Annotated in this window: 8 protein-coding genes; 3 read left to right on the top strand and 5 right to left on the bottom strand. The window is 68.7% G+C overall.

What is annotated here, in order from left to right; genetic code table 11:
* Positions 1-445: 445 nt before the first annotated feature.
* Positions 446-982 (bottom strand): hypothetical protein, encoded by a 537-nt coding sequence (locus A7X97_RS18865; RefSeq protein ID WP_088497516.1) that lies wholly within the window; start codon positions 980-982, stop codon positions 446-448.
* Positions 979-3,405 (bottom strand): penicillin-binding protein 1B, encoded by a 2,427-nt coding sequence (gene mrcB / locus A7X97_RS18870; protein WP_072167685.1) that lies wholly within the window; start codon positions 3,403-3,405, stop codon positions 979-981. Before mrcB ends, A7X97_RS18865 begins: the two co-directional genes overlap by 4 nt.
* 96 nt (positions 3,406-3,501) lie before the next feature.
* Between mrcB and A7X97_RS18875 the strand changes: the two genes are divergently transcribed.
* Complete coding sequence (locus A7X97_RS18875) at positions 3,502-5,601, top strand: glycosyltransferase (RefSeq protein WP_072167684.1); 2,100 nt, start codon at positions 3,502-3,504, stop codon at positions 5,599-5,601.
* On the opposite strand, the gene A7X97_RS18880 is transcribed toward A7X97_RS18875, so the two are convergent.
* Complete coding sequence (locus tag A7X97_RS18880; RefSeq protein WP_049414184.1) at positions 5,598-7,163, bottom strand: hypothetical protein; 1,566 nt, start codon at positions 7,161-7,163, stop codon at positions 5,598-5,600. The genes A7X97_RS18875 and A7X97_RS18880 overlap by 4 nt on opposite strands.
* Positions 7,164-7,193: 30 nt before the next feature.
* The gene (locus A7X97_RS18885) at positions 7,194-9,350 is read right to left on the bottom strand and encodes a RelA/SpoT family protein (RefSeq protein WP_111008316.1); all 2,157 of its coding nucleotides are present in this window, start codon (positions 9,348-9,350) and stop codon (positions 7,194-7,196) included.
* Between the two features lie 130 nt (positions 9,351-9,480).
* Here A7X97_RS18885 and A7X97_RS18890 point away from each other — a divergent pair, with 130 nt between their 5' ends.
* Entirely contained in the window at positions 9,481-10,005 is a 525-nt protein-coding gene (locus tag A7X97_RS18890; protein WP_111008317.1) for a hypothetical protein, read from the top strand.
* A gap of 75 nt (positions 10,006-10,080) precedes the next feature.
* Here the strand turns inward: A7X97_RS18890 and hrpA are convergent, their stop codons facing one another.
* Positions 10,081-14,163, bottom strand: a complete 4,083-nt coding sequence (gene hrpA / locus A7X97_RS18895) for an ATP-dependent RNA helicase HrpA (RefSeq protein ID WP_111008318.1) — start codon at positions 14,161-14,163, stop codon at positions 10,081-10,083.
* Positions 14,164-14,249: 86 nt separating this feature from the next.
* On the opposite strand from hrpA, the gene A7X97_RS18900 reads away from it, so the two are divergent.
* Positions 14,250-14,798, top strand: coding sequence for a Dps family protein (locus tag A7X97_RS18900; RefSeq protein ID WP_005418469.1), 549 nt, complete (start codon positions 14,250-14,252; stop codon positions 14,796-14,798).
* Positions 14,799-14,810: the final 12 nt, after the last annotated feature.

Consider the following 14,810-nt stretch of genomic DNA (forward strand, 5'->3'; position numbering starts at 1 on the left):
CATGGGGGCTCGATGGCGCCATCCATGGCGCCAACGGTCCTGCCTGCCCCTCCCGCCCCGCCTTCGACAGTTTCCCGGTGACGGATGGACGTGCTTCGTGGCGTCGCGCTTGCTCGACTGATTCAGAAGCGGTGGGTCGAACGGAAACAAGAAGGGGTCGGAGCCGTTTTCCTGCGGAAAACGGCTCCGACCCCACAACGAGTGCGCGCAGCGCGCGACCCGCTTTTGATTTTCTTTTTCTTTTCCGTGGCTGGACGCACACGGGAACTGTCAGAGGCCGGGCGGGGTGGGTTCGCGGGGGTGTCCGCGGCATGGATGCCGCGGCTAAGCCCCCAGGGACGGGTTCACGGCGTCCCCCGCGAACCCACCCCGCCCGGCCAAGCGCGGCTTTTGCTTTACTCGGCCAAGCAGCCAGCCACGAGGGGCTGTGCCGTTGGCTGAAAACTCAGTAACGCTTGATCCCCGGCACCGTGCAACCTTCAATCTGCGCGTGCGCCGACACCGCATTTTCCTTCTCGCCCCGCGCCAGCCGCGACTGCTCGATCGTCGCCCAGTGCCGGCGGCACAGCGGCCCGGTCTTCGAGCCCAGATCCACGGCCTTGCGCGCCAACGTCTCCGCTTGTGCCCACTGCCCCTGCAGCAGCGCCAGTTCGGCACGCTCCTGCAGCACCGCCGGGTCACCAGCCACGATCTCCAGCGCATGGTCCAGGCTGCTGGCGGCACCGGCGAGGTCGTTGGCCTGGCGCTGCGCCTGTGCGGCCAGCCTCAGGTCTTCCACCTGCGAATCACGCAGCGGCTGCACCGACAATTCCTTGTCGTCCGGACCCGCTGCAGCATCCACGGCCGCCAGGCGCTGCGCCGGCGTGGTGGTGTCGACCGGCTTGACTACCGGCGGCGCGCTGCTCACGCAGGCGGCCAGGGCCAGACTTAGGCCGGTCAGGGCCAGGGGCTGCAGCAGGGTTCGCATGTTCATCGGCATCATCGGCTCGGGGGAGGAGTGGTGGCGGCAGGTTCGGCGGGTGCTTCCGGCTTGCGGTCCAGGCCGAACCAGCTGCGCCAGCCACCGCCCTCGCCTTCAGCCTCGCCCTGCCCCTCGGGCGACGCGGCCGGCGCGCACGGCGCATAGGCAGGCGCATAGCCCACCACGAACGGGAAACGACGCGCGCCGGGGCAGCCTTCATCGGTGCTGTTGAGACCGGTGGGAGCCACCGGCTGCCAATCCAGGCCCTTGTTGCTGACCCGCAATGGCGCACTCGGCAGGCGCTGGAAGATGCCCGACCAGACCCGCATCGCGCCAGTGGCGCCATACAGGCCGGCCTGCTGGTTCTGATCGTTGCCGATCCAGATCACCGCCAGGTGGTCGCCGGTGTAGCCGGCATACCAGCTGTCACGGCCATCGTTGGTGGTGCCGGTCTTGCCGGCTGGCTGCAGACGGCCGAGGCCATCAGCATTGAGCCGCTGCGCGGTACCACTGGCGACGACCTGCTGCAGGCCGACACTGATCAGGTTGGCGGCAATCGAATCGCCTTCCTGTGCCGGTGCCGGGGTCTTGTCGTAGCGCTTGAGCAGCTTGCCCTGCGGATCGAGCACGCCACGCACGGCGTGCAACGGCTGGATCTCACCCCCGGACGCGAGGAACTGGTACAGCTGCGCCATCGCATACGGGCTCTGGTCGGTCGAGCCGAGGATCACCGCCGGATTGGCCTCGGCCTTGATGCCGGCCAGCACATGGATCAGCTGGGTCACGCGCTCGGGGCCGACCTGCATGCCCAAGCGCACCGTCGCCTGGTTGTACGAATGCGCCAGCGCATCGATCAGGCGCACCGTGCCGTGGCTGCGGTTGTCGGCGTTGCCGGGGCTCCAGTTGCGGCCGCGGCCGAGCTGCACCGTCACCGGCGAATCATCGACCCAGCTGGCCAGCGAATAGCGGTCCGGCTGCGCCAGGGCCAGCAGGTACACGAACGGCTTGAGCAGCGAACCGACCGGGCGCTGCGCCTCGATCGCACGATTGAAGCCGACCTCGGACACCTCACGGCTGCCGATCACCGCCAGCACGTCGCCGTTGTGCACGTCGGTCAGCACCATGCCGGCCTGCAGTTCAGGGCGACGCTGGCTTTCCAGCGACTTGATGGTGCGGGTCACCGCGCCTTCGGCATAGGCCTGCGCGGACGGCGACATACCGGTCATCACGCTCAGGCCCGCGCCCTGCAGCGCAGATTCCGGATAGTCATGCGCAAGCTGCCGGCGGACCAGGTCGACGTAGGCGGGGAAGCGGTTGGCTGCCACCAGGCCCGGTGTCTTGGGCACACCCAACGGAGCCTTCAGCGCGCGCTGGTACTCGGCATCGTCGATCAGCGTGGCCTCGTGCAGCTTGCCCAGCACGAAGTTGCGGCGATCCAGCGCGCGTTCCGGGTTGCGCCGCGGGTCGTAGAAGGACGGCCCCTTGACCAGGCCGATCAGCAGGGCGATCTGCTCGGTCTCCAGCGACTGCAGGTCACGCCCGAACCAGAATTCGGCACCGGAGGACATGCCATGGATCGCCTGGCTGCCGCGCTGGCCCAGGTACACCTGGTTGAGATACGCCTCGAAAATCGTGCGCTTGTCGTAGCGCGCCTCCATGATCAGCGCGTACAGCACCTCATTGAACTTGCGGGTGAGCGTCTGCTCCTTGCCGATGCCAAGCAGGCCGCTGCGGGCCAGCTGCTGGGTGAGCGTCGAGGCGCCCTGGCGGCTCTGGCCACCGGAACGGATCGTCACCCACACCGCGCGCGCGATGCCGGACAGGTCGATGCCGTGATGGCGGTTGAAGTCCTTGTCTTCCACTGCCTGCAGGCCGGTCACCAGCAGGTCCGGCGCCTCGTCCATGCGGATCAGGCGGCGTTCTTCCTGCTTCTGGCCGTACAGCGTGGCGATGCGCGCCGGATCCAGCCGCGCGGCCTTCAGTGCCTTGCGGCTGTCGGCGTCGCGCAGCGAGGCCACGCCGCCATCGGCCAGCGACAGCTCCACCCGGCGCGGCGCCACCCGGCCATCGACATCGTTGTATCCACGACTGGAGATCACGAAGCGACCGCCGTTCACCGCATAGGTGGCCGGCTCCTTGCCCTGGCCGTCATCACGATAGGCGGAGGCGGCCAGTTCGGTCTTCAGCGTGGACGCATCCATCGCCTTGCCGGGGGTGAGCACCAGCGGGCGCGCATACACGCGCGTCGGGATCTGCCAGCGCAGCTCGCCGAAACGCTGGGTCACCTGCTGGTTCAGGTACAGCGTATAGGGAATGAGGAAACCCAATCCCAATGCGACCGCAGCCATGCTCCAGGTGATCAGCCGGCGCCGCCACAGCGGACCGCTGTCCTGCGGGTCGTCGTCGAAATCGTCGATGTCGTCGGAATCGTAGCGTCGGGGCACGGGAATGCGAGAATGTAGGGTCTGGCGAGTCTACCCCAGCCACTGCGGCTGGCGAGTTCTCCCGGGTTCCCCTGCTTAAGCTGGAGTTGCAACCGGATGGCGATGTCCCTGGCCGAGATCCGATACCTGATCAACCGCCTGTCGGGCCTGGCCCGCCGGAGCCTGGCAAGCCTGCGCACCCGCGGGTGGCGGGCCACCTGGCAACGCATCCGCGTGCATACCCAGCGCGCCGTTCCCGCGCCGCGCACGCCGCTGTTCCTGCCGCCAGCACAGGCTTTCGCTCCCTTCACGGTGCCGTTCAGCGAGTTGCCGGAGGTAAGCATCGTCATCCCGGTCTACAACCACGTCGACCACACCCTGGCCTGCCTCCGCGCCCTGGCGGCACACCCGCCCGCAGCCGCGTGCGAGATCCTGGTGGTGGATGACGGCAGCAGCGACGCTACCGCACAGTGGATGCCGCAGGTGGCGGGCTTGCGCTATGAGGTGCGTGCGCACAACGGCGGCTTCATCGAAGCCTGCAACGAGGGTGTATCGCGCGCACGCGGCCGCTACGTGGTGCTGCTCAACAACGATACGGTGCCGCAGCCGGGCTGGCTCGACGCCCTGCTGGACACCTTCGGCAGCGTCCCCGACGCCGGCCTGGTCGGCAGCCAGCTGCTGTATCCCGATGGCCGCCTGCAGGAATCGGGCGGAGTGATCTTCGCCGATGGCAGTGGCTGGAGCTATGGCCGCTTCGAGGCCGCTGACGACCCGCGCTTCGCCAGCCTGCGCGACGTCGACTATTGCTCCGGTGCGGCGCTGATGCTGCCGCGTGCCCTCTGGCAGCAGCTGGACGGCTTCGATACCCGCTACAAGCCAGCGTACTACGAGGACACCGACCTGGCCTTCCGCGTGCGTGCACAGGGCCTGCGCGTGCTGGTGCAGCCGGCCAGCCGGGTGATCCACGACGAGGGCACCAGCAACGGCACCGACACCGGCAGCGGGGTGAAGGCCTACCAGGTGCGCAACCAGGCCATCTTTGCCGCTCGCTGGGCCACCGAGCTGGCCGGCCATCCGGCGGTCGGCGCAGTGCCGTCGCCAGCGCTGCTGCTGCGCGGCCGGCGCCAGGTGCTGATCCTGGACGAGGAAGTACCGCAGCCCGATCGCGATTCCGGGTCGCTGCGCCAGGTCAATCTGATCCGCCTGCTGCTGCAGGGCGGTGCCCACGTGGTATTCGTCCCGACCCGGCGCGAGCATGCCGGCGCGGCGACCGAGGCGCTGCAGCGGATGGGCGTGGAAGTCTGGTACGCCCCCTTCCTGGACGGTGTAGCCGGCTGGCTGCGCAGCCATGGGTCGCGTTTCGACGTGGCGATGCTGGTGCGCCACCACGTCGCCCACGAGTGCCTGCCCCTGCTCAAGCGCTATGCGCCGCAGGCACGAACCGTGTTCGACACGGTCGACCTGCACTACCTGCGCGAGCGCCGCGGTGCCGAAGTGGCGGGTGATGCGGCCCTGCTGCGCGCAGCAGAACGCACCCGCAGCAGTGAATTGGCAGTGATGGAGCAGTGCGACATCACCGTGCTGGTCAGTGCGGCCGAACGGGAGCAGCTGCAGGCCGATGCGCCGCGGGTACGGGTGGAACTGATTTCCAACCTGCACGAGGTTGCCGGCGCCGGCGCTGTCTACGAGCAACGACACGATCTGGTGTTTGTCGGTGGCTTCCGCCATCCGCCGAACCTGGACGGCATGGAGTGGTTCATCGGCGAAATCTTCGCCCACATCCGCGCCCGGCTGCCGGAGGTACGCCTGCACTGCATCGGCGCTGCGGCGCCGGAATCGTTGCTGGCACTGGCCGCACGCCACCCCGGCGTGCAGATGCACGGCTTCGTCGAGGACATCACGCCCTACATGGACGGCGCGCGCATTGCCATCGCACCGCTGCGGTTCGGTGCCGGCGTGAAAGGCAAGATCAACCTGAGCATGGCCCATGGCCAGCCGGTGGTCGGTACCACCTGCGCCGTGGAAGGCATGCACCTGCATCCTGGCCAGGACGTACTGGTGGCCGATGACGCTGCCGGTTTCGCCGATGCGGTGGTCCGCCTGTACCAGGACCCGCAGCTGTGGCAGCAATTGTCCGATGCCGGCCTGGCCAACGTCGCCGAACATTTCTCACTCGACGCCGCCCGTGCGACCGTGCAGCGGGTGTTCTTCGCCTAGTCCACCCGTCCACCGGCGCGGCGCAGGCGATCTTCAAACGCCGGCAGTTCGGCCAGATCCGGCTGCAGCAACCGCGCCTGTTCGGCGGCATGCGCGGCGAAGGCCAGGTCACCGTTACCGAGCCGCTCGCTGCCGATCGCCAGCCAGCGCTGGGCCAACCGCAGCCGCGCCGAGGGCAGTCCGGCTGCGGTCGGTGACAGGGTCTGCCAAGCCTGCAGGCAGGCGCCTGCCGCCTGCACGCGGTTCTGCCGCAGATTGTCGTCGAAGCAGCGTCGGCTGGCGGGCAGCAAGCGTGCGGCGGCTGCCTTCACCCGCGCATCGCGGGGAGCCAGCGACTGGGCTTCGCGCAACGCGTCGAACGCGCTGTGCCCGGGTGGGCTGATCCACTGCCCCGCGCGCTCGGCACGTTCGATCTTCCGCAGGTGGTCGCGCAGCTGGCGTTCGCGCTGCGCCGTGCTGACCGCGGGCTGCTGCAGAGCCCGCTGCGCCTGCTGCGCGCGCTGCAGGCGCTGCGCCAGTTGTTGCCGGACGGCCTGCGAAGCCCCCAGCTCCGCCGCCAGGGCCGCATCACGTTGCGCCGCATCGAACTGGAAGTCGTCGGCGGACTTCTGGCTGCGTGCAACCACTGCCTGCAGGGTCTGCTCACGCCCGCGCTGCGCATTGGAATCATCGGCGGCCACCACCAGCACCGCCTGGAAACCCTTGGCCGCAGCTTCCAGCTGCTGCCGTCGCAACGCACGCTGCGCCTGCCGCAGGCGCCGGTCGGCCGCGCGCGCGAGGGCCTCCTCGCTCGCCGGCAGATCGGCATGACCGGCATCGAACTGACGGGCACGACGCAGGAGCGCAGCCGCCTCGGCCAACTCCCCTCGCTCTGCCAGCGTGCGTGCCTGCAGCAGCAGGTCGCTCAGCGCATCTTCGCGCCCTTCCAGCGCCGGCAGGTTGTCCGGCTGCAGGGCCAGGATGCGCTGGAACAAGGGCAACGCACTGCTGTCGCCGTCATCCAGGCGTCCGGCCGCGAACGCGTTACGCGCCTGCGCCAACAACGCACCAATACCGGCTCCGGCGCTACGTCGCGCCTGCAACTGGCGGGCGACCGCATCGGCGTCGCCCTGCGGCACCTGCAGCTCACGGGCCAGTGCCAGGGCCTGCGCGCTGCCGTCCAGGTCATCCGCCTGCAGGCGATCGCGCGCCTGTTGCAGCGCTGCCGCGCCGGTATTGGCGAGGCCCTGGCGCGCCTGCGGGCGATCACCGTCCAGCGCCAGCGCCGCCTGGTAGCGCTCGCGCGCACCACTGCCGTCGGCATCGCTCAGGCGCCCAGCCGCCAATGCACGATCCCCCTCGGCCAGCAGCTGTTCGATCTGCGGCTCATCCCAGAACCAATCTGCCAACGGCTTGCGCAGCAGGACCAGCAGCACGAACACGGCCAGCGCTGCGAGCAGCGCCCAGCGCCAGATCCGGCGCGCATGGCGCGCCTGCAGCCACCACCAACGCCCCTCGCGACGGACACGGTCCAGCGCAGGATGTTCAGCGCCATGCGGGCGATGCGGGGGCTCGCGTTCCATGCGTGCAGGGTAGCCGGGGCAGCGTGAAGCTCAGCCGAGGCGACGCGCCTCGCTCACGCCCGGCAGCGCATCGAGCTTGCCCAGCAGCGTCGACAACTGCCCGTAGTCACTGACCTTCAGGCGCAGCCGCAGATGGGCACGGCCACTGTTGCGCACGTTGTCACTGTGGATGTCGAGCACGTAGGCGTCTTCCTGGGCGATCAGGTTGGTGATGTCCTTCAGCAGCCAGCGGCGATCGACCGCATCGACCACGACGTCCACCTCGTAGCCGCCCCCAGCCTGGCCCCACTCCACCGGCAGGATGCGCTGCGGGCTGCTGGCCGCCAGCCGGGCCAGCGCGGCGCAGTCTGCACGATGCACGGTGACACCCCGGCTACGGGTCAGGTAGCCGACGATCGGCTCGCCGGCCACCGGCTGGCAGCAGCGTGCCAGCTGCACCAGCAGGTTGCCCACGCCCTGCACGGTGAACTTGGACTTGCCCAGGTTCTCGCGGCGCGCGGTCGGCCGCGGCAGAGCCGGTGCGGGCGCGGGCTGGCTGGCGGCACGCTCCGCCTCCAGCAGCGCACGGCTGACCTGGTTCGGGCCGGTATCGCCCAGCGCCACCTGGATGTACAGGTCATCGACGCTGTCGGCATGGAACTTCTTCGCCGCCACAGCCAGGTCCGCGTGCTGCAGGCCCAGCCGCTTCAGCTCGCGCTCGAGTAGCTCGCGACCGGCCTGCACGTTGCGCGCGCGGTCCAGCTTGTGGAACCAGCTGCGCACCTTCTCGCGCGAGCGGTTGCTGGCCAGGAAGCCGTTGGCCGGCATCAGCCAGTCGCGGCGCGGATCGGCCTCCTTGCCGGTCAGGATCTCGACGCGGTCGCCGCTGCGCAGGCGGTAGGTCAGCGGCACGATGCGGCCGTTGACCTTGGCGCCGCGGCAGCGGTGCCCGACCATGGTATGCACCTGGTAGGCGAAATCGAGCGGCGTAGCGCCCTGCGGCAGGTCCAGCACCTCGTCCTTCGGGCTCAGCGCATAGACCCGGTCCTCGGTCAGCTCAGCATCAAGCGCCCCGGCCAGTTCATTGCCCTGCCCGTCCTGCGCCTGTTCCAGCAACTGGCGCATCCAGGTGATCTTGCGGTCGAAGGACTTCTCCGCGCCCTTGCCACCTTCCTTGTACTTCCAGTGCGCGGCCACGCCCAGCTCGGCCTGCGAGTGCATTTCATGGGTGCGGATCTGCACTTCGATGGTGCGACCTTCCGGGCCGACCACGGCGGTATGCAGCGAGCGATAGTCGTTGGCCTTCGGGCGTGCGATGTAATCATCGAACTCGCTCGGTACCGGTGCCCACAGCGCGTGCACCACGCCCAACGCGGCATAACAGGCGGCAACGTCGTCGACCATCACGCGCACCGCACGGATGTCATACAACTGGTCGAAGGCCAACCGCTTCTTCTGCATCTTCCGCCAGATGCTGTAGATGTGCTTCGGGCGGCCGCTGACTTCGGCCTTGATGCCCTGGGCGACCAGCTCGCGCGACAGCACCTTCTTGACGTTCTCGACGTAACGCTCGCGGGCGATGCGGGTTTCATCCACCTCGCGGGCGATGCGGCGGTAGGTTTCCGGTTCCAGGTGGCGGAACGCCAGGTCCTCCAGCTCCCACTTCAGCTGCCAGATGCCTAGCCGATTGGCCAGGGGCGCGTGGATGTCGCGGGTCAGCTGGGCCAGCGCGCGGCGCTGCTCCTCGTCCAGCTTGTCGGCCGCGCGCATCCGCGCCAGCTGCCGTGCCAGCAGGATCGGCACCACGCGCAGGTCGCGGATGATCGCCAGCAGCAGCCGGCGCAGGCCTTCGCTGTTGCGCCCCGCCTCACGGCCGGCGTGCAGCGCCCACACCGGGTCGGCCGCATCCTGGCCATCCAGCAGGCCGATCACCGCCGCCTTGTGGTTGCCCAGCGGCAGCTGGTCCAGGCTGGCGCGCAGGCCCGGCAGGTCGAACAGCAATGCGGCCACCACTGCGCCTTCGTCGGCCGAGAGCATCGCCAGCGCATCGAGGGTATCGCCCAGCACCGACCAGGTGGCACGCATCTGGTGCTCGCAATCCGGCGCTTCCCAATGCTCACGCAGGGCCTGGCGCAGCGGAGCAGGCAGCACCGCTGCCGAGGGACGGTTCAACAAGGCATCCAGGCCAGGGACGGAAGCGCGGTTCACAGCATCGAGCAGGCAAGACAGAGGCCCCTACACTAGCGCCGGCGCCGTTCAGGGACAATCACTGCACCTACCATCACCCGGCATGAAGACATGCCGCTACACTCGCCCACACACCCAGGAGAGACCCGCCATGCCTTCGATTGCCCCGCGCGTCCGTCCACGGCTGCTGGCCTGTGCCGCCGTGCTGCTGTCCCTGTCCGCGCCTGCGCTGGCCCAGCGCGTGGTGGAGGGCGACCTGCAGCAGCAGATGTCGCCCTCCGAGTTCAAGGCCGCCGGCCTGGACAAGCTCAGTGCCGGTGAACTGGCCACGCTCAACCGCTGGCTGCAGGGCAAGGTCGAGGCGGCCACCAACCAGGCCGTCGCCGCAGCGCGCGAAGAAGGCCGCCAGGAAGTGATCAAGAAGAACCGCGGCTTCCTGGACTTCGGCAGCAGCGAACCGATCGAAAGCAACCTGCAGGGTGAATTCCGTGGATTCGGCCAGGGCCGCCGCTACGTGCTGCAGAACGGCCAGGAGTGGGAGCAGATAGACGCCACGCACTATTCCGGTGGCCGCAAGGACGCCCCGGGCGTCAGCATGCGCCCAGGGGTGATGGGCGCCTGGTATATGAAGGTGGACGGGGTGAACGTGCAGCCGAAGGTTCGCCGCACCAAGTAACGTCCGGGCATTCCGGCCGTGCCCGGCTCCCTGCCCGGCCGGCCCCGGTCGCCCGAGGGGGCGGCCGGGGCGCGCTCAGGCCTGGCGCAATGCAGCCACGCGCTGCGCCAGCTTCTTCGCCGAGATGCCGGTGCGTGCCCCCAGCTCCTGCGCGAACAGCGATACCCGCAGTTCTTCCAGATCCCAGCGCAGCGCCTGCCATTGCGGGCGATCACGCAGGCCCTGCTGCTCGCCCGCCTCCAGCGCTTCCAGGAACGGATGCAGTTCCAGCATGCGCGCCTGGTCGCGCGGCGGATCACGCTTGGCACGTTCGGTGCGCAGGATCATCGCCTTCAAGTAACGCGGGTACTGCGCCAGCGCGTCGGCCGGCGTGTCGCGCAGGAAGCCGGGGTGGATCAGCCCGGCCAGCTGCGCTTCCATGTCGTCCAGGTTGCCGCGCGCCCAGCCCATCAGCGGCGCCTCCAGCATCGGCTTCAGCTCCGCCACCAGCGCCAGGATGGATTCGGCCAGCTTCAGCCGCGACATCGCCTCGCCAAACAGGGCCTTGGCGGCATGCTCGCGGCGCTGCTCGAAGGCCGCCGCATCACGGATGTCTTCCAGGCCCTCGGCCAGCACCGCGTTCATCGCTGCATCGACCAGGTCACCACGCAGGCGCTCCTGCGATTCGATCGCGGCATACAACAGGCCGGTCTTGGCACCGACCGGCAACTGCTTGCGTGCCTGCTTCACCTTGTCGGCCAGGGCGATCTCCAGCAGGCGGCGCACGCCCAGCGGATGGGCGTCCTGCGCCTGCTGGCGGTCGGCGAAGATGCGCAGCGCCACGCTGTCGCCCTCGTCCAGCAGCGCCGGATAGGCCGGCACGCCGGCTTCACCGGGTACCTGCAGCGGAATCGGCGTGGCCGGGAACGTGCGCAGGCCGTCAGCCGCCATCTCGCGCCCGGCACGCGCGGCGAAGGCATCGCCAGCACGGCCACCGAATTTCGCGCGCAGCGCTTCCAGATCACGCGAGGTGGCCAGCACCTTGCCCTGTTCGTCGCGCAGCCGCAGGTTCATGTGCAGGTGTGGCTCGATCGAACCCGGCTCGAAATCCAGTGCGGTCACCGTCGCGCCGGTCGCACGTGACAGGAAACGCGCCAGCTCGCCGGTGATGGCATCGGCGCTGGGCTGCGGGAAGGCCTCGTAGAACGCGCGACCGAAGTCCGGCGCCGGCACGTAGTTGCGGCGCATCGCCTTGGGCAGGCTGCGGATCAGTGCCGAGGCCTTGTCGGCAACAAAGCCCGGCGCCAGCCAGCCCAGCTGCACCGGGTCCAACGCGTTGAGCAGGTGCAGTGGCACGTCCAGGGTGACGCCATCGTCGTCGGCCCCCGGTTCGAAGCGGTAGTGCAGCGGCAAGCGCGCCTGGCCCAGCGCCAGGTACTTCGGATAGCGCTCCTGTTCGCTGCCCTCACCGGGCAACAGGTCTGCCAACGACCAGTGCAGCGCCTTGCGCTGTTCCGGCGCCAGCCCTTTCCACCAGCTATCCAGTCCCGCCGCCGAGTGGATCTGCGGCGGCACCCGGTCCAGGTACCAGCGTGCCTGCCAGTCTTCGTCGGCAACGATGCCGGCGCGCCGCAGCTTGGCTTCTTCCTCGCGCGCGACCTCCAGCACTTTCTGGTTGTCGGCGACGAAACTGGCGCGGGTATTGATCTCGCCGGTCACCAGTGCCTGGCGCACGAAGATGTCATGCGCCTCGCCCGGCGCGATGCGGCCGTAATGGACCGGTTTCTTCGGTGCCAGCACCAGGCCGAACAGGCTGATCTGCTCGGACGCCAGCACCTGGCCCTGCGCGCGCGACCAGTGCGGGTCGAAGTGCTTGCGCAGCAGCAGGTGCGGCAGTTCGGCGATCACCCAGTCCGGCTCGATCGCGGCCAGGGTCATGCCCCATACCTTCTGCGTATCCAGCAGGTTGGCCACCAGCAGCCACGGCGGTGGCCGCTTGGCCAGCGCCGAACCGGGGAACGGCAGGAAGCGGCGCTGGCGTGGTGCCTGGAAATCGCCCTTCTCGGTGCGGTGGCCGATCTGCGTCGGCAGGCCCGCCACCAGTGCCCGGTGCAGGGTCTGGTAGGCAGCAGCGCGTACACGTTCGCTGAAGCCGCCGCCGACGGGCGCCTGTTCCTTCTGCGCGCGCGCGGCCGCCGGTGCCGGTGCGGCCTCGGCCTTGCCTTCGCGGGCCAGGCGCGCGGCACGATGCAACTGGCCGCGGGTGGCCTTTACTGCGGCCGCGTCATCACGCGCCGGTGCCGGCGCACTGCTGCCGGCCAGCAACGGTGCCATCGACGCCTCGCTGGCCTCTTCCTTCCAGCCCAGTTCCTCGCACAGCAGCCGCAGCTGGCGATGCAGCTCGCGCCACTCGCGCATGCGCAGGAAGCCGAGGAAATGACGTCCGCACCAGTCGCGCAGCTTGGACTGGGTCAGGTCCTCATGGGCCTGCCGGTAGGCATCCCACAGGCGCAGCACGCCGACGAACTCGGAGCGGCCATCGGCGAACTGCGCATGCGCGCTGTCGGCCGCACCGCGCGCTTCCGGCGGGCGTTCGCGCGGGTCCTGGATGCCCAGGAACGAGGCAATCACCAGCATCGGCCGCAGGCAGCCGGCGGCCTGCGCGGCGACCAGCATGCGCGCCAGCTTCACGTCCACCGGCAGGCGCGCCATCTGCTTGCCGATGGTGGTCATGCGCCGCTCGGCATCGATCGCGCCCAGCTGGGTCAGCTGCTGCCAGCCATCGGCCACCGCGCGCTCGTCCGGTGCCTCCAGGAACGGGAACTCCTCGATGCGGCCCAGGCCCAGCTGCAGCATGCGCAGGATCACGCCGGCCAGGCTGGAGCGGCGGATTTCCGGATCGGTGAACTCCGGCCGCGCCTGGAAATCCGCCTCGGCGTACAGGCGGTAGCAGATGCCTTCGGCGATACGGCCGCAGCGACCCTTGCGCTGGTTGGCGCTGGCCTGCGAGATCGGCTCGATGTGCAGGCGATCCAGCTTGTTGCGCGGGCTGTAGCGCTTGACGCGGGCGAAGCCCGGATCGACCACGTAGCGGATGCGTGGCACCGTCAAAGAGGTCTCGGCCACGTTGGTGGCCAGCACGATGCGCCGGTTCGGCCCGGGGTTGAACACCCGGTCCTGGTCCTGGTTGGACAGGCGCGCGTACAGCGGCAGCACCTCGGTATTGCGGTACTTGCGCCGTTCCAGCGACTGGTGCGCATCGCGGATCTCGCGCTCGCCCGGCAGGAAGATCAGCACGTCGCCGCGTGCGTCCAGGCGAGTGATCTCGTCGATGGCCGACACGATGGCATCGTTGACGGTGCGCTCGCCCTGGTCTTCGCCCTCACCTTCCAGCGCGCGGTAGCGCACTTCCACCGGGTAGGTACGGCCTTCGACGCTGATCACCGGCGCATTGTCGAAATGCTGGGCGAAGCGTTCGGTGTCGATGGTGGCCGAAGTGACGATCAGCTTCAGGTCCGGGCGCTTGCGCAGCAGCTGCTTCAGGTAGCCCAGCAGGAAGTCGATGTTGAGGCTGCGTTCGTGTGCCTCGTCGACGATGATCGTGTCGTAGTTCGACAACCAGCGGTCGCTGGCGATCTCCGCCAGCAGAATGCCGTCGGTCATGAACTTGATGCGGCTGTCGTCGCTGACCTTGTCATTGAAGCGCACCTGGTAGCCCACCAGCTGGCCCAGTTCGCTCTGCAGTTCCTGCGCCACGCGGCTGGCTACCGCACGTGCGGCGATCCGTCGCGGCTGGGTGCAGCCGATCATGCCGGCCTGGCCACGGCCTGCGGCCAGGCACAGTTTCGGCAGCTGGGTGGTCTTGCCCGAACCGGTTTCACCGGCGATCACCACCACCTGGTGGTCGCGGATCAGTTTGATGATCGCGTCGGCTTCACGCGCAATCGGCAGCTGCGGGTCCAGAGTAATGGACGGCTGCTGTTGCGCCCGCACCTGCCGGCGCTGCACCGACGCCTGCAAGGCCTGCTCGAAAGTAGCGGCCAGTGCCGCATCCTGCGGCTTGGCCTGGCAACGCGAGAGCATTCCCAGCAAACGGCCCCGGTCGCGGCTCATGGCGCCGTCGATGGCGGCGCGCTGTTGGCGCAGGCGGGGCGATGGATTTTTATCGATAGAGTTCATCAATCGGTTCGTTCAAAACTTTGAAAGCGACCAGTCATCACGACCGGTTTATTGTGAAGGCCAACGATTCCACAAGGAGGAACCCCATGGCGAAGACCAAGAGCACGACCAAGGCCAAGACCGGCAAGCAGAAGCTTGCAGCGGCGGCACCGTCGGCGCCGAACATCGATATCGGGATCACCCAGGGCGACCGCAAGAAGATCGCCGACGGTCTGTCGCGCTTCCAGGCCGACGCGTTCACGCTCTACCTGAAGACGCACAACTTCCACTGGAACGTGACCGGGTCGATGTTCAACTCGCTGCACACCATGTTCGAGACGCAGTACACCGAGCAGTGGGCGGCACTGGACGACGTGGCCGAGCGCATCCGCGCGCTGGGCTTCAATGCCCCGGGCTCCTACCGGGAATTCGCTGCGCTGACCTCGATCGTCGAGGAACCGGGCCTGACCGACAGTGCGGACTGGCGTGAAATGGTACGCCAGTTGGTGGTCGCCAACGAAGCGGTATGCCGTACGGCGCGTGAAGTGCTGGATGTGGCGGCCAAGGGTGACGATGCCCCGACCGAGGATCTGATGACCCAGCGCCTGCAGACCCACGAGAAGTACGCCTGGATGCTGCGTTCCCTGCTGCAGTAAGGGTTGGGGGGG

Origin of the sequence: Stenotrophomonas sepilia (assembly GCF_003244875.1) — a bacterium.
GTDB classification, from domain to species: Bacteria; Pseudomonadota; Gammaproteobacteria; order Xanthomonadales; family Xanthomonadaceae; genus Stenotrophomonas; species Stenotrophomonas sepilia.